Annotated in this window: 10 protein-coding genes; 5 read left to right on the top strand and 5 right to left on the bottom strand. The window is 72.7% G+C overall.

Annotated features, from left to right (window positions below; translation table 11 throughout):
- The first annotated feature begins 8 nt into the window (after positions 1-8).
- Both AB0D93_RS06315 and AB0D93_RS06320 read left to right on the top strand, forming a co-directional pair.
- Positions 9-1,796 carry a M48 family metallopeptidase gene (locus AB0D93_RS06315; RefSeq protein ID WP_362113849.1) on the top strand — a complete coding sequence of 596 codons (1,788 nt, stop codon included), beginning with the start codon at positions 9-11 and terminating at the stop codon, positions 1,794-1,796.
- A 73-nt stretch (positions 1,797-1,869) separates the two neighbouring features.
- Positions 1,870-2,994, top strand: coding sequence for a DUF4034 domain-containing protein (locus tag AB0D93_RS06320; protein ID WP_362113852.1), 1,125 nt, complete (start codon positions 1,870-1,872; stop codon positions 2,992-2,994).
- Positions 2,995-3,015: 21 nt separating this feature from the next.
- Here the strand turns inward: AB0D93_RS06320 and AB0D93_RS06325 are convergent, their stop codons facing one another.
- The 5 genes from AB0D93_RS06325 to AB0D93_RS06345 all read right to left on the bottom strand — a co-directional run bounded on the left by AB0D93_RS06325 (position 3,016) and on the right by AB0D93_RS06345 (position 11,818).
- Entirely contained in the window at positions 3,016-3,759 is a 744-nt protein-coding gene (locus tag AB0D93_RS06325) for an N-acetyltransferase (protein WP_362113855.1), read from the bottom strand.
- A 49-nt stretch (positions 3,760-3,808) separates the two neighbouring features.
- Positions 3,809-4,522, bottom strand: coding sequence for an HNH endonuclease family protein (locus AB0D93_RS06330; RefSeq protein WP_362113858.1), 714 nt, complete (start codon positions 4,520-4,522; stop codon positions 3,809-3,811).
- A gap of 171 nt (positions 4,523-4,693) precedes the next feature.
- Entirely contained in the window at positions 4,694-8,227 is a 3,534-nt protein-coding gene (gene mfd, locus AB0D93_RS06335) for a transcription-repair coupling factor (RefSeq protein ID WP_362113861.1), read from the bottom strand.
- Positions 8,228-8,450: 223 nt separating this feature from the next.
- Positions 8,451-11,033 (bottom strand): FtsX-like permease family protein, encoded by a 2,583-nt coding sequence (locus AB0D93_RS06340; protein WP_362113864.1) that lies wholly within the window; start codon positions 11,031-11,033, stop codon positions 8,451-8,453.
- Entirely contained in the window at positions 11,030-11,818 is a 789-nt protein-coding gene (locus AB0D93_RS06345) for an ABC transporter ATP-binding protein (protein ID WP_362113867.1), read from the bottom strand. The genes AB0D93_RS06340 and AB0D93_RS06345 overlap by 4 nt, the downstream gene beginning before the upstream one ends.
- Before the next feature lie 484 nt (positions 11,819-12,302).
- On the opposite strand from AB0D93_RS06345, the gene AB0D93_RS06350 reads away from it, so the two are divergent.
- From AB0D93_RS06350 to AB0D93_RS06360, 3 genes are all read left to right on the top strand, one after another.
- Complete coding sequence (locus AB0D93_RS06350; RefSeq protein ID WP_362113870.1) at positions 12,303-13,808, top strand: MFS transporter; 1,506 nt, start codon at positions 12,303-12,305, stop codon at positions 13,806-13,808.
- 559 nt (positions 13,809-14,367) lie between these two features.
- Positions 14,368-14,880, top strand: coding sequence for a DUF485 domain-containing protein (locus tag AB0D93_RS06355; protein WP_362113874.1), 513 nt, complete (start codon positions 14,368-14,370; stop codon positions 14,878-14,880).
- Complete coding sequence (locus AB0D93_RS06360) at positions 14,877-16,520, top strand: cation acetate symporter (RefSeq protein ID WP_362113877.1); 1,644 nt, start codon at positions 14,877-14,879, stop codon at positions 16,518-16,520. Before AB0D93_RS06355 ends, AB0D93_RS06360 begins: the two co-directional genes overlap by 4 nt.
- Position 16,521: the final 1 nt, after the last annotated feature.

The following is a 16,521-nucleotide window of genomic DNA, read 5'->3' on the forward strand; positions in this document are numbered from 1 at the left end:
GGTTGCCCATGCGTCCCGCGTCCCGCCCCGCCGGCCGGGCGGCCGCCGAAGAAGGCGCCGTACGGGGCCGCGGCGTACCCGCGGCCGCGCTGCGGGCGGCGCTCGCCCTCGGTCTGCTGATCGGGTTCTACCTGCTGGCCGTGCTCGTCCTCGTCGCCCTGGCGGTCCTGGACGTCGTCCTGGCCCGGGGTCCGGGTTTCACGGTCGTGGCTCTGGAGGGCTACCTGGGCTCCCTGGCGATCGCGTGGTGCGTGCTGCGCGTCGTCCTGCTCAGCCGTGGCCGCGGGGACGGGCGGGGCGGGCCTTCCGGTCTGTCGCCGACGCCGCGGGAGCAGCCGGAGCTGTGGCGGCGCGTGCGTGACCTGGCCGACCGGGTGGGCACCCGGCCGCCCGCGGAGATACGGGTGATCCCGGGGGCCGGTGCCATGGTCCAGGAGGACGCCCGGTGGCTCGGGCTGGTCGCGGGCGAACGGCGGCTCTTCCTCGGCGTGGCCCTGCTGATCGGCCTGCCGGAGGACGAGCTGGACGCCGTGCTCGCGCACGAGCTGGGGCATTACGCGCACCACGACACCCGGCTGGGCGGCGGCCTGCTGTGGGCACTGCACAGCAGGTTGCTGAACACCGTGCACACGCTGCGGCACCGGGCGGCCGCCGAGGAGGCGGGGCAGAAGGCGACGTTCGAGGCACGGGCCGCCCGGCGCCGGGTGGCCGGCGCGCCGCCGGTGAAGCGGGAGCCCACTCGGGGCCCGGACCACTATCTGGCCCTCGTCTTCTCCGCGTACGCCAGGCTGTGCCTGCGCCTGACCGAGGCCGTCAGCCGCCGACAGGAGTACGCGGCCGACCTGGTGGCCGCCCGGATCGCCGGACGGGACACCACGGCCGCCGCACTGCGCCGCATCCCCGTGCTCGAAGCCGCCGACGACCTCTACGTGAACGGTTACGCACGGCTGGGCTGGGAGGCCGGACTGCTGCCGCCGGAGGGCCAGTTCTACGGCGGGCTCGCCCTCCTGCTCGCGGACGACACACGCCGGGCGGAGCTGAAAGCGCTGTCCGAGGAGCCGCTCCCGCAGGACACGCCCCCGGAGAGGTCCCCCTACGACACCCACCCGCCCACGGCCGACCGCATCGCGGCGCTGGAGGCACTCCCCGACGACGGACGCGCCCCGGCGTTCGCACGCCGGCCCGCGTCCGCACTGCTCCGGGCGCCCGACAGCCTCTTCGCCGAACTGGAGCGGGTCGTACTGAGCCCGGAGGCACTGGCCGGGCGGCGGGTGCCCTGGGCCGACCTGCCCTCGCTGGCCCGGCGTGAGCGCTGGACGCGCGGAGCCGGGCCGCTGCTGGAGGCCATGGCCCAGGTGGCCGGTGCGGCCGGTGTCGCCGCCCCGCCCGGAGTCCCCCGACTCGCCCACCTCCTGGACCTGTTCGACCACGGCCTGCTGTACGACATCGCCGGCCGGCTGCCCAAGTCGGCGGAGGCGGGCCGGAGCAGCGGCCGTGCGGCGCGCGAGTTCGCCAGAACGGCCCTGCGCTCGGCCCTGCGCCAACTGGCCCTGCTCACGGCGCTGGAGACGGGGCTGTGCCGGTGGGAGCTGTGCTGGGCGGGCCCGCCGGCGCGCCGGGTGGCACCCGACCGGCTCACCGAGGCCCTGGAGGAGGCCCTGGACCACGCGGTCGCCAACCCACCCCGCACGGCGCCGCTGCGCGCTCTGCTGCTCGGCGGCGCGGGTTCCGCGTTCGACGGCATGGCGCCTCCGCCCCCCGCGTCGCCCTGGCCCCCGCCCCACACCCTGTCCTGACAGCCTCCGCCGCCCCGCTCCGACAGCCTCAACGGCCGCCACGCCAGGCGGCCCCGACCCGAAAAGACCCGGTATGAACGTCCTGATCGACATAGCCGGCGCAGGCGCCCTCGTCTACGCGGCCGTCACCATCCCGCGCAACGCCCGCAAGGCGCGCGCCGCCCGGGCCGAGGCGAAGGCCAAGGCGCCCGTCAACATCGACCCCGCCCAATACGGGCTGGTGCCCGCCGCTCAGCTCGACGCCCGTTCCGCGGGGCCTGACCCCGAGGCCGACGCGGTCGCGGCGGCCGCGCTCGCCGGTGACTGGCGGCAGGCCGCCGCCTACCTGGCCGGGGCGGGCCGCGACTGGGACCTGCGGTGGTACCGGCTCGGCACGCTCACCCAGGCCGCCGCCGAGGACGACACCTGGCTCAAGGCGTGGCGGACCGAGTACCCCGGCGATCCGTCCGCCGCGCTCGTGCACGCCGACGCGCTCGTCGTGCTCGCGGGCAAGGTCCGCGGTGCGAAGCAGGCGAAGCACACCACGGCCGAGCAGTTCGAGGGCTTCCACCGGCTGCTGGCGGAGGCGCTGCCCGCCTGCCGGGAGGCCGCCCGGATGGCGCCCGAGGACCCGTGCCCCTGGGTCGCGCAGCTCACCATCGCCCGGGGGCTCGGCTGGTCGCACGACGACTTCGGGGCGCTGTGGGCCGAGGTCGCCGCACGCGACCCGTACCACTTCGGCGCGCATGTCAGCGCCCTGCAGTACTGGTGCGCCAAGTGGCGCGGTTCGCACGAGCTGATGTACGCGTTCGCCGAGCAGGCCGCGGCCTCCGCGCCGTGGGACAGCCTGCTCCCCGTGCTTCGTCTGTACGCGCTGATGGAGCACGCGTTCCGGGACCCCAAGGCGCCCGTGTACAACCAGCCGTTCGTGCAGCCGGCCCTGGACGCCGTCCTGGACGCCGTGGAGCGGACGCCGGCCGGGCACCACCGGCTGCCGCTGGTCCGGCACCTGCTGGCGGACACCCTGTTCCAGACGAAGCGGTACGCGGAGGCCGTCGAGCAGTTCCGGGCGGTCGGCGGACACATCGGCAGCGTGCCCTGGACGTACTCCGGCAACCCGGTCAAGGCCTTCGTCTTCGCCCGTACCAACACCTTCGTCTCCTGGGAGAAGGCGGGCCGTCCCGCCCCCGCACCACGCGGCCACGGCACGGGAAGCTGACGGCCGCCCCGGGCGAGGAGGCTACAGCCGGTGCCGCATCCACACGTTGGGCTCGACGTAGACGGCGTATCCGCGCTCCGGTTCGCAGCGGACCGGGACCAGCGCGCCGGGCACCTCCACGTCGGCCGGGGTGTCGAAGGGCAGCCCGGTCCAGCCGCGCCACTCCTCCAGTGAGGCGCCCACGGTCATGGAGGCCGGCGCGACGGAGTCGATGGTGGCACCGGCGCGCGCGTGGACGCGCAGCCAGGGGTCCTTGGGCAGGCCGTCGGGGCGGACCCGGTGGGCGTACTCGGTGATCGGGGTGTGCGGCTCGCGGTGTTTGGCGCTGGGGCGGACGGGGGCGACGACCTCGCGGAAGCCGCGGGCGCGGGCGTTCTCCCGCATCGCCGAGAGCATCACGGCGGACAGGCCGTGGCCCTGGGCGTGCGGGGCGATGGTGACGGAGACGGCGCTCACCGTGTCGGGGCGGGTACCGCGGCGCAGGTCGGCGAAGGCCCAGAGCAGGACCTGGTCCCAGCCGCGCGCGGGCAGGGTGCGCCGGCCGTCGACGTGGAGGGCGAAGGGCACGCTGAAGGCGTGGGCGACGATCTCGCCGTGCTCGTCCTCGGCGAACAGCGCGTACTCGGGCAGGTCGGTGGGGATGCGGCCGTAATGGGCGGCGCCCACGGGGTCGTTGGTCACGAACTCGGGCCATGTGTCGGCCATGTCGAACACCGCCGGCAGCCGGTCGGGCCGCTCGGCGATGCTGCTCACCTTGACGTCCATGCGGCTCACGGTATGCGGCACGCGGCCCGGTCCGGTAACGGTTTGCCGGTCAGCGGGCGCGGAAACGCTCCGGTGCCCTGGTCGGGTTGCCGCCCGTGGGGAGTTTCTGGCCGGGGCAGCCGGTGAGGACCTTCTTCATGGCGGCCTTCTCGGCGGCGGTGACCCACAGGCCGTACTTCTTCTTCACCGCGACCTGGTCGGCCACGTAGACGCAGCGGTACGTCGTGTTGGGCGGCAGCCAGGTGGCGGCGTCGCCGTCCCCCTTGCCGCGGTTGGTGCTCGCGTCGACCGCTATGAGGTTGAGGGGATCGTTGGCCAGGGCTATGCGCTTGCTGGCGTCCCAGTACTTGGCGCCCTTCTGCCAGGCGTCGGAGAGGGGGACGACGTGGTCGATGTCGACCTGGCTGCTGCCGCGCCGGTAGGTGATGTCCTTGCCGGAGTAGGGGTCGGGTTCGAGCAGGCCGTAGGAGACCTTGCAGTCGCCGCCGGTGAACCTCACGTTCCTCAGGTCGCGTTTGAGTATGTCGTCGCGGGTGTCGCAGGAGTTGGAGTCGGTGTCCGCCCACGCGGTGCCGAACCTGGTCCGCGAGTAACCGGTCTTCGGCGCCCGGCCCTTGACGGTCAGTGAGTCGACGGCGGCGAGGACGGCGCCGCTGCCGCCGCCCCGGGGGCCGGAGGACCCCTCGCTCTGCCCGGGCTTGCAGCCGCTCACGGCGACCAGCACGACCACCGCGGTGACCGCTCCACTCCTCAGACGCGCCACGGTACGTCCCCCCTCACTCGCGCCGGTCCGCCCTCAGCCACCGGCGGAATCGTTCCGTCCCTTACGGTAGCCGCCCTGCGGTCGAGTTGAGACGCGGCCTGAAGGGGCACGGGGAGCGGTGAGCGGGCGCGCGTGTGCGCCCGCTCACCGCTCCTCGTGCCCTGACGGCTCCTACGATCCCAGGATCGAGGCGAGGAACTCGCCGACCCAGCCCAGCAGTTCGCGCCCGACCAGCGGCTTGCCGCCGACCTTCGCGGTCTTCGGGCGCGGGACCAGCACCTGGTGCACGGCCGGCTTGATGACCGAGCCCGGGTAGAGCCGCTTGACCCGCAGCTCCTGCGACTCGCGCAACTCGACCGGCGCGAAACGGATGTTGGTGCCCTGCAGCACGATCTCGCCGACGCCGCACGCACGCGCGAGCATCCGCAGACCGGCCACCAGCAGCAGGTTCTCCACCGGTTCGGGCAGCTTGCCGTAGCGGTCGGTGAGTTCCTCGCGGACCGCCTTGATGTCCTCCTCCGAGTTGGCGGAGGCGATGGCCCGGTAGGCCTGCAGGCGCAGCCGCTCGCCGGGCGCGTAGTCGTGCGGGACGTGCGCGTCGACCGGCAGCTCGATCTTGACCTCGAGCGGCGGCTCCTCCTCGACCTCGCCGGTCTCCAGCTGCCGCCGGTAGTCGGCGACGGCCTCGCCGACCATCCGGACGTACAGGTCGAAGCCGACGCCCGCGATGTGCCCGGACTGCTCTCCGCCGAGGAGGTTGCCGGCGCCGCGGATCTCCAGGTCCTTCATGGCCACGTACATGCCCGCGCCCATCTCGGTGTGCTGGGCGATGGTGGCCAGGCGTTCGTGCGCGGTCTCGGTCAGCGGCTTCTCCGGCGGGTACAGGAAGTACGCGTAGCCGCGCTCCCTGCCCCGGCCGACGCGGCCGCGCAGCTGGTGCAGCTGCGACAGGCCGAAGGTGTCGCCGCGCTCCACGATCAGGGTGTTGGCGTTGGAGATGTCGATGCCGGACTCGACGATCGTGGTCGAGACGAGGACGTCGAACCTCTTCTCCCAGAAGTCGACGACGACCTGCTCCAGCGTCGACTCCGACATCTGGCCGTGGGCCGTGGCGATGCGCGCCTCGGGGACGATCTCGCGCAGGCGCGCTGCCGCGCGGTCGATGGACTCGACGCGGTTGTGGATGTAGAAGACCTGGCCCTCGCGCAGCAGTTCGCGGCGGATGGCCGCGCCGATCTGCTTCTCCTCGTACGGCCCGACGAAGGTGAGCACCGGGTGGCGCTCCTCCGGGGGCGTGGTGATCGTGGACATCTCGCGGATGCCGGTGACCGCCATCTCCAGGGTGCGCGGGATGGGGGTCGCGGACATGGTCAGCACGTCCACGTTGGCGCGGAGCTTCTTCAGCTGCTCCTTGTGCTCGACGCCGAAGCGCTGCTCCTCGTCGACGATGACCAGGCCCAGGTCCTTGAACTTCGTCTCGGAGGAGAACAGCCGGTGGGTGCCGATGACGACGTCCACCGCGCCGTCCTTGAGGCCTTCCAGGACGGCCTTGGCCTCGGTGTCGGTCTGGAAGCGCGACAGGGCCTTCACGCTCACCGGGAACTGCGCGTACCGCTCGGAGAACGTCCCGAAGTGCTGCTGCACCAGCAGGGTCGTCGGCACGAGGACGGCGACCTGCTTGCCGTCCTGTACGGCCTTGAAGGCGGCCCGCACCGCGATCTCGGTCTTGCCGTAGCCGACGTCGCCGCAGATCAGGCGGTCCATGGGGACCGACTTCTCCATGTCCTCCTTGACCTCGGCGATGGTGGTGAGCTGGTCGGGGGTCTCCGCGTAGGGGAAGGCGTCCTCCAGCTCGCGCTGCCAGGGCGTGTCGGCTCCGAAGGTGTGGCCGGGGGCGGCCATGCGGGCGCTGTAGAGCTTGATCAGGTCGGCGGCGATCTCCTTGACCGCCTTCTTCGCGCGTGCCTTGGTCTTCGTCCAGTCGGCGCCGCCGAGCCGGTGCAGGGTGGGCGCCTCGCCGCCGACGTACTTGGTGATCTGCTCCAGCTGGTCGGTCGGGATGTAGAGCCGGTCGCCGGGCTGGCCGCGCTTGGCGGGCGCGTACTCCACGACCAGGTACTCGCGGGTGGCGCCCTGCACGGTGCGCTGGACCATCTCGATGTAGCGGCCGACGCCGTGCTGTTCGTGGACGATGTAGTCGCCCGGCTCCAGGGTGAGCGGGTCGATGGTCTTGCGGCGCCGGGCCGGCATCCGGGCGCCCTCGCGGCCGGTGGCGCGCTGCCCGGACAGGTCGGTCTCGGTGAGCACGGCGAGCTTGAGGGCCGGGTCGACGAGGCCGTACTCGATCGAACCGCAGGAGACGTGCACGACGGAGGGGCTCAGTGCGCCGAGGTCGGCGTCCATCCGGGCGGCGATGCCCTCGTTGCCGAGCACCTCGACCGTGCGGGCGGCCGGGCCGTGGCCCTCGGTGACGAACACCGTGCGCCAGCCGTCGGCGAGCCAGCCCTTGGTGTCGGCGAGGGCCCGCGCGGTGTCGCCGCGGTAGGTCTCGGGCGCATGCATGCCGAGCTTGAGGGTGTCCGCGTCGAGTTCGAGATCGGCCGCGAACGGCGACACCGACCACCACATCATGTCCAGCTCGCGGGCCCGGTCGCGGACGTCGGCGATGGACCACAGGGAGGCGGCGCCGACGTCGATCGGGGCCTCGCCGCCGCCGGCGGTGGCCGCCCAGGAGGCCTGCAGGAACTCCTGCGAGGTGGCCACGAGGTCGGCGGCGCGCGTGCGGACCCGCTCCGGGTCGCAGACGACGGCCATGGCGCCCTGCGGGAGCACGTCGAGGAGCAGTTCCATGTCGTCGACGAGGACGGGGGCGAGGGACTCCATGCCCTCGACCGCGATGCCCTCGGCGATCCTGTTCAGGAGTTCGCCGAGCTCCGGGTGCTCCTCGGCGAGGGCACGCGCGCGTGCCCGGACGTCGTCGGTGAGCAGCAGCTCGCGGCACGGCGGTGCCCACAGTCCGTGCTCGGCGACTTCGAGGGAGCGCTGGTCGGCGACCTTGAAGTAGCGGATCTCCTCGACGTCGTCGCCCCAGAACTCCACGCGCAGGGGGTGTTCCTCGGTGGGCGGGAAGACGTCGAGGATGCCGCCGCGCACGGCGAACTCGCCGCGCTTCTCGACGAGCTCCACGCGCGCGTAGGCGGCGGCCGCGAGGGCTTCCACGACGTCGTCCAGATCGGCGCTCATGCCGGTCCTCAGGGACACCGGCTCCAGGTCGCCGAGGCCCTTGACCTGCGGCTGGAGCACGGAGCGCACGGGCGCGACGACGACGGAGACCGGGCCGGTCCCAGGGTCGTCGGGGCTGGGGTGGGCGAGGCGGCGCAGGACGGCGAGGCGGCGGCCGACGGTGTCGCTGCGGGGGCTGAGCCGCTCGTGCGGGAGGGTCTCCCAGGAGGGGTACTCCACGACGCCCTCGGCGGGCAGCAGGGAGCGCAGGGCAGCCGCCAGGTCCTCGGCCTCGCGGCCCGTCGCCGTGACGGCGAGCACCGTGCGGCCGGCCTCGCGGGCGAGGGCGGCGACCGTGAGGGGGCGGGCCGCCGGGGGGCCGACGAGGTCGACGTGCATGCGGTTGCCGTCCGCGGCCGCTGTGATCGCTTCCGCGAGGGCGGGGTCCTTGACGACGGCGTCGAGCAGACCGTGCAGGCTCATGGAGGGGCTTTCCGTCCAGGGGTGGGCAACGCGAATAACCCGACGCGTGTGACGGCCGGGGTTGTCCAGCGTACGACTCCGTCGGGGCCGGCGTCGGAGCCTGTGGACAACCCCTGTTCCACGTGACGACAAAAACCCGGTGCCGGGAGTCCTCCAGGACTCCCGGCACCGGGTCCTCCCCCGCAACCCCCGTATGCGGTGGTCGTGGGCCCGGCCCGCGCGGCTAGTCGGTCGCGATCGCGTTCAGCACGTTCATCCGGCCCGCCCGGAACGCCGGGACCAGCGCGGCGAACAGGCCCACGAAGGCCGAGCCGATGAAGACCGCGACGATCGTCGGCCAGGGGATCTCCAGGATCTTCAGACCCTGCAGGGCGAGGAGCTTCTGGGCGGTCGCGCCCCAGCCCATGCCCAGGCCCAGGCCGAGCAGGGCGCCGAAGACGGCGATCACCACGGACTCCAGGCGGATCATGCGGCGCAGCTGGCGGCGGGACAGGCCGATGGCCCGCATGAGGCCGATCTCCCGGGTCCGCTCGACCACCGACAGGGCCAGGGTGTTCACCACACCCAGGACCGCCACGATGATCGCGAGGGCGAGCAGGCCGTAGATCATGTTGAGCAGCTGGCCGATCTGGTCCTTCAGGGCCTTCTTGTAGTCGGTCTGGTCGCGCACGGTGAGCTGCGGGTAGCCGTCGTGCAGCGCCGACTTCAGGGCCTTGTAGGCGGCGGCCTGCTGTCCGTCCTTCGCGCTGGCGAAGACCAGCTGGTCGAGCGGCATCTTCGCGGCGGGGACGTACTTGGCGAGCGTGGCGGTCGACGTGTACTTGGCGCCCTGGTCGATCACGTCGTCGCTGCTGGTGATCGCCCGGACCGTCAGGTGGGCGGTGGAACCCTCCTTGAACGCGACGGTGATCCTCGACCCGAGGTGGATGCCGTGGGCCTTGGCGAACTTCTCGTGGACGGACATCGAGTCGGGCAGGTAGGCGTCCTTGAGGTTGCCGGCGACGGTCTTCTTGCGCAGGTCGGTCGCGTAGGTCGGGTCGGCCGCGGTGATGTCCGTGTCCTTGAGCGTCCGGCCGTCGGGCGTGGTGAAGTCGGCCAGGGTCGGCCGGTACTCGGTGACCCGCGCGAGCCCCGGGGTGTCCTTGATGAGCCGGACCGCCTGCGGCACGACACGCTGGCCGTTGTCGGCCTGGATGATGAAGTCGGTGCCGACGGTCTTGTCGAGCTGGTCGGTGGCCGAGGCGACCATGGAGGAGCCGACCACCGACAGGCAGGCCACCAGGGCCAGGCCGATCATCAGGGCCGCGCCGGTGGCGCCGGTGCGGCGCGGGTTGCGCAGCGCGTTGCGCTCGGCCATGCGGCCCACGGGGCCGAAGATCCGCAGGATGACCGCGCCCAGGATCCGGACGAGGCCGGCGGCGAGCAGCGGGCCGATGACGACGAAGCCGATCAGCGTGGCGACCACGCCGAGGCCCAGCCAGCCCGAGCCGGACTTGGCCTTGTCGGCGGTGGCGGCGAGGTAGAGGCTGAAGCCGCCCGCGGCGGTGAGGAGCAGGCCGATGACGGCCCGGACGGCGCCGGCCCTGGCGTCGGCCGGGGCGCCCGCGTCGCGCAGCGCGGCCATCGGGGAGACCTTCCCGGCGCGCCGGGCGGGCAGGTAGGCGGCCAGGACGGTGACCACGACGCCGAGGAGCAGGCCCACGGTGGGTGTCGTCCAGGCGACGGTCAGGTCGTCGGTGGACAGGTGCATGCCCATCTGGCCCATCAGCTTCATCAGGCCGACCGCGATGCCGACGCCCGCGCCGACGCCGAGCACGGAGCCGATCACGCCGAGCAGCAGCGCCTCGACCAGCACGGACCGGTTGACCTGCTTGCGGGAGGAGCCGATGGCGCGCATCAGGCCGATCTCGCGGGTGCGCTGGGCGACCAGCATGGAGAAGGTGTTGATGATCAGGAAGATGCCGACGAGGAAGGCGATCCCGGCGAAGCCGAGCATCGCGTACTTCATGACGTTCAGGAAGCTCTCGACGCTCTTCTGGTTGGCGTCGGCGACCTCCTTGGCGGTCTGCACCTTGTAGCCGTGGCCGAGGGCGGCGGTCACGTTCTTCTTCAGCTGCGGGTCGGTCACGCCCTGGGCGGCGGTGACGTTGACGTTGGTGAAGACGCCGGTCCGGCCGACCAGGGTCTGCTGGGCGGTCCTGGTGTCGAGGTAGAAGATGGCCGCGCCGGGGTTGGTGACCTTGAAGGCGGCGATGCCGGACACGCGCGCGTGGTGCGTGCCGACGACCGAGATGATGCCGATCTCGGAGCCGATCTCCAGGTGGTGCTTGTCGGCGGTGTCCTCGTCGACCATGACCTGGTCGGGGCCCTTGGGCGCCGTACCGGAGGTGATCTTCATGGTGCGGGCGTCATTGCCGTTCCAGCTGCCCACGATGGTGGGGGCGCCGCTGTCCGGCGACAGCTTGTCCTTCTTGGCGTCGACGACGGTCACCGAGGTGGAGAAGACGGTGCCCTCCGCCTTCCGCACGCCCTCGGCCCCGCGTACCTCGCCGACGACGGAGGCCGGCATGACCGGCGGCTTGCCGGTGCGGGAGGTCGTCTCACCGGTGTCGGAGGAGCCCTTCGCGCTGACCGTCACGTCCGAGGACGTGGCCTGGAAGAGCTTGTCGAAGGTGGTGTTCATCGTGTCGGTGAACACCAGCGTCCCGCACACGAAGGCGACCGACAGCAGGACCGCGATCGCCGAGAGCGCCATCCGGCCCTTGTGCGCGAAGAAGTTGCGCATCGAGGTCTTCAGGACGGTCATGACGTACGCCCCCGGGCGTCGAAGTCCTTCATGCGGTCCAGGACCTGATCGGCCGTCGGCTGGTACATCTCGTCGACGATCCGGCCGTCGGCGAGGTAGAGCACGCGGTCGGCGTAGGAGGCGGCCACGGGGTCGTGGGTGACCATCACGATGGTCTGGCCCAGCTCGTCCACGGACCGCCGCAGGAAGCCGAGCACTTCGGCACCCGCGCGCGAGTCGAGGTTCCCGGTCGGCTCGTCCCCGAAGATGATCTCCGGGCGGGCGGCGAGGGCGCGGGCCACGGCGACGCGCTGCTGCTGGCCGCCGGAGAGCTGGGTCGGCCGGTGCTTGAGCCGTCCGGCGAGCCCGACGGTCTCCACGACCCGGTCCAGCCACGCCTTGTCCGGTTTGCGCCCGGCGATGTCCATGGGCAGCGTGATGTTCTCGATCGCGTTCAGCGTCGGCAGCAGGTTGAACGCCTGGAAGATGAAGCCGATCCGGTCCCGGCGCAGCTGGGTGAGCTTCTTGTCCTTCAGGCCGGTGATCTCGGTCTCGTCCAGGTGGATCTGACCGCTCGTCACGGTGTCGAGGCCCGCGAGGCAGTGCATCAGCGTGGACTTGCCGGACCCCGAGGGGCCCATGATCGCGGTGAACTGGCCCCGCGCGATGTCCACGTCGACGTGGTCGAGGGCGACGACACGCGTCTCGCCCGACCCGTACGCCTTCACGACCTGCCGCGCCCGCGCGGCAACGGCCGTAGGCCCTCCAGTGCCCCCGTGCCTGGGAATGGTCACAGCCGATGTCACGGTATGTCTCCTATGTCGGTTGGCAAGTCGGTGAGTGGCGCCCCGGTGGCCGAGGTGCCGTGCTCGGGTACGTCGTCGAGTCTCGCGGCCGGCGGGGCCCTCGCGCGCTGGTGCGAAGCCCCGTCCTGCCCCGGGGGAAAACCCCACCCCGCCGGTGCGGTCAGCCGCCCCCCAGCGGCATAAAGCCAGGTTAAGGACCGGGCCCGGCCGTTCTCGTCCTCCGCCGGGACGAACCCTCCCCGAGCCGTAGTACGGAGGTACCCCTAGGGGTGCTCCACCCCTGGGCGGAGCCGGTCTCGGGGTCGTCTCCACCCTTCGGTGCGGGAATCCTCCACCCTGCCGTCGCGTCAGGGTCAAGCGCGGGGCCGCGCGGGCGCCGTTTCTCCCCTTCGAGGGGTGCGCGGCGCGTGGGAAGCTGTCGTACCGCGGACAGGTGCACCGGCCACGGATCGGGCCGGCATCGAGCGACGGGGAGGGGTTCGCAGTGGGGGGTACGACACCCGCGATACGCAGCGGCGCCGATCGGCGCCAGGAAACCCGGCCGCGCGGGGCGGTCGTCGCCGCGCTGATGCTGGCGATGGCGCTGGCGGCGCTGGACGCCACCATCGTCTCCACGGCCGTACCGCAGATCGTCGGCGACCTCGGCGGGTTCTCCGTCTTCTCCTGGCTCTTCTCCGGCTATCTGCTCGCCGTGACCGTCACGCTGCCCGTCTACGGCAAGCTGTCCGACACCTTCGGCCGCAAGCCGGTGCTGGTGACGGGCGCGGCCGTGTTCCTGCTGGGCTCGCTGCTGTGCGCGGGCGCCTGGAACATGGCGGCGCTGATCGCGTTCCGGATCGTGCAGGGCCTGGGCGGCGGGGCGTTGCAGGGCACCGTGCAGACGCTGGCGGCCGATCTGTATCCGCTGGCCGAGCGCCCGAAGATCCAGTCCAGGCTGTCCACGGTGTGGGCGGTGTCGGCGGTGGCCGGGCCGGGGCTCGGCGGTGTGCTCGCCGCGTACGCCGACTGGCGCTGGATCTTCCTGATCAACCTGCCCATCGGCGCCGCGGCGCTGTGGCTGATCGTCCGCCATCTGCACGAGCCCGGTCGCCAGGCGCCGGAAGACGTCGCGCACGCGCGCGTGGACTGGGCGGGCGCGCTCGCGGTGTTCGCCTGCGGCGGGGTGCTGCTGACCGCGCTGGTGCAGGGCGGGGTCGCCTGGCCGTGGCTGTCGGCGCCGTCGCTGACACTGTTCGGCACGGGCCTGGCCCTGGCCGGCGTGGTGGTCGTGGTGGAGCGGCGGGCGGCGCAGCCGATCATCCCGGGGTGGGTGTGGCGGCGGCGGACGATCGCGGCCGTCAATCTGGCGCTCGGCGCGCTGGGGTTGCTGATGGTGGCGCCGAGCGTGTTCCTGCCGACGTACGCGCAGTCCGTGCTCGGACTCGCGCCCGTGGCCGCCGGTTTCGTGCTGTCGGTGTGGACGCTCACCTGGCCGGTGTCGGCGGCGCTGAGCCGGCACGTCTACCGGCGCATCGGTTTCAGGGACACCGCGCTGCTCGGCATCGGCCTGGCCACGCTCATCCTGTGCGCGTTCCCCCTCCTGCCCTACCCCGGCTCGTGGTGGCAGCCGACGCTGCTGATGATGCTGCTGGGCGGGGCGCTCGGGCTGTTCCAGCTGCCGCTGATCGTCGGGGTGCAGTCCACGGTGGGCTGGTCGGAGCGGGGCACCACGACCGCGTCCGTGCTGTTCTGCCGGCAGACCGGGCAGACCCTCGGTGCCTCGCTGTTCGGCGCCGTCGCCAACGGGGTGCTGGCCGCGCGGCTGGGCGGGGCGGGCGATCTGGACTCCGTCACGCGCGCGCTGGACGCCGGTACGGCCCCGGAGGCGACCCGGCGGGCCATCGCCGGCGCGGTGCACGCGGTGTACCTCGGCGCGGCGGTCGCGGCAGCCCTGGCCTTCCTGGTCCTGCTGCTCGTGGCACCGCGACGGTTCCCGGTACGCGACGACTGAACACACCGGCCTGCGCCCCACCGGCGAGGCGTGCCCGCCGCTCACGCTGAACGCCGGGGCAGCGCGCCGGCCAAGGGGCGGAGGAGCACCGCCGGGGCCGTACGCGCGCGTGCGCCCCGGAGGCGACCCGGCGGGCCATCGCCGGCGCGGTGCACGCGGTGTACCTCGGCGCGGCGGTCGCGGCAGCCCTGGCCTTCCTGGTCCTGCTGCTCGTGGCACCGCGACGGTTCCCGGTACGCGACGAGTGAACCCACCGACCTGCGCCCCACCGGCGAGGCGTGCCCGCCGCTCACGCTGAACGCCGTGGCGGCGCGCCGGTCAGGGGGGCGGAGGAGCACCCCCGGGGCCGACGCGCGCGTGCGCGCCGGGCGTACGCGGGCCGGTTAACGCGGGTAACACCCCAGCTCGGGTCCCTTTTCGCGTAGTAAGCGCATACCGACCGGCCAGTTCGGTGAAAACGCCACGCGGCCGCGGAAGCCGCGAGTAGCGTGCGGGACTCCCACCCCCCACCTCCCTGCGGTCCGCCGCCACGGACCCGAGCCACGCAAGGAGCCCCGGGATGTCCTATGACCCGCCGCATCCGCCGTATCCGCACCCGACGTATCCGCACCCGTTCGACACCCCGCCCCAACCGCCGTACGACCCACCGCGGCCCTTCCGCGAACCGCCCCGGCCGTCGGCCTCCTACGGCCCACCGGACCTCACCTACCCGTGGCAGCCCGCTCCGCCGCCACCCCGCCCGGCCCGCAGGCCGCTTCGGGACCCCGTGGGCCACCACAGCGACCTGCGGGTGCTGCGCAGCGCCTACCGCTGGCAGCGGCGCACCGCCACGCTCACCGCGCTGGGCTACTTCACGCTGTTCCTGGTGCTGTCCGCGAGCGCGCCCGGCGTGATGACCCGCACCGCCGTCGACGGCATCCCCGCCGGCCTGCTGCTCGCCCTGATCCAGCTCCCCGTCACCTGGCTCGCGATCGCCCTGTACGAGCACACCGCGCGCCGCCATGTCGATCCGCTCGCGGACCGCATCCGCAAGGAGGCCGAACTGGACGCACGCCGGGGAGCGGCCCGATGACCGCCGCCGCCACTCCCGCCGTGGGAGGCTTCACCGGTTTCAGCGGCTCGGCCCAGTCCATGTCCCTGGTCGCCTTCTCCACCGTCGCCACGGTGACGCTGCTGCTGTGCGTGATGACCGGCCCCGACCGCGACGACCTCGACGAGTTCTACACCGGCTACGGCTCCCTGTCCCCGCTGCGCAACGGCCTCGCCATCGCCGGCGACTACATCTCCGCGGCCACCGTCCTCGGCACCGGCGGAGTGATCGCCCTGTGCGGCTACGACGGTGTCGTCCTCGCCCTCAGCACGACGCTGTCGCTGATGCTGCTGATGTTCCTGCTGGCCGAACCGCTGCGCAACGCGGGCCGGTTCACCATGGGCGACGCGCTCGCGCGCCGGCTGCCCGGCCGCTGTGTGCGCATCACGGCCTGCGCGGTGACGATCGCCGCGCTGGTGCCGCTGATGCTGGTCCAACTCGCCGGGACCGGACAGCTGATGGCGTTCATCCTGGGCTTCTCCAACGCGTCCCTGAAGACCGCGTGCGTCGTGGGACTCGGCGCCCTGATGATCGCCTACGCGGCGATCGGCGGCATGAAGGGCACCGCGCTCATCCAGATCCTGAAGATCGTGATGCTGCTCGGTTCGGGCGCCGTGATCGCCGTACTGGTCCTGCACCGCTTCGACTGGGACCCGGGCGCCCTGTTCGCCGCGGCCGCACGGCAGAGCGGGGCCGGGCCGGCCTTCCTGCACTCCGGGCTGGAGTTCGGCACCGGGCCCCGGTCCCGGGTCGACATGGTCGCCTCGGAGCTGACCGTGGTGCTGGGCGGCGGCGTCCTGCCGCACATCACCATGCGCATGTACACCGCCTCCAGCGCCCGCCAGGTGCGCCGCTCGATGTCCTGGGCGGTGTCGGTCGTCGCCCTGTTCGTGCTGGTCATCACCGTGGTCGGGTTCGGCGCCACGGCACTGGTCGGCCGCGCGGCGATCGCCGGGGCCGATCCGCAGGGCAACACCGCGTACCTGCTCGGCTCGCGGGCGGCGTTCGGCGCGGGGGTGTCCACGGCGGAGACGTTCCTGTTCACGCTGGTCACCACCGCGATCTTCCTGACCCTGCTCGCCTCGGTCGCCGGGATGATCCTCGCCTGCGCCAACTCCCTCGCCCACGACGTCTTCGCCGCCCGCGTGCAGGAGATGCCGGCCCGCCGCGAGATGGCCCTGGCCCGCGTCTCGGCCCTCGCCATAGGAGTGCCGACGATCCTGCTGGCCACCCTGGTGCAGCACCACAGCCTGCAGCCCCTGGTGACGCTCTCCTTCTGCCTGGGCGCCTCGGCCATCGCACCCGCCCTGGTGTACGGCCTCTTCTGGCGCCGCTACACCCGCAGCGGGCTGCTCGCCACGCTGATCGGGGGCTCGCTGACCGTGCTGCTGATCATGCCCGGCACCAACCTGGTCTCCGGCTCGCCCGTCTCGGCCTTTCCCCACGCCGACTTCAACTGGTTCCCGTTCACCACGACCGGCATCGTCTCCATCCCGGCCGGCTTCCTGTTCGGCTGGCTCGGCACGATGGCCTGCGGCCGCGCCAAGGCGCAGCAGCAGCGCCACCAGTACGAGGCGGTGGAGGGGTGGATCCTGGCGGGGGCCACGCGGAAGGGGGACTGAG

Origin of the sequence: Streptomyces sp. NPDC048191 (assembly GCF_040652655.1) — a bacterium.
GTDB lineage: Bacteria > Actinomycetota > Actinomycetes > Streptomycetales > Streptomycetaceae > Streptomyces.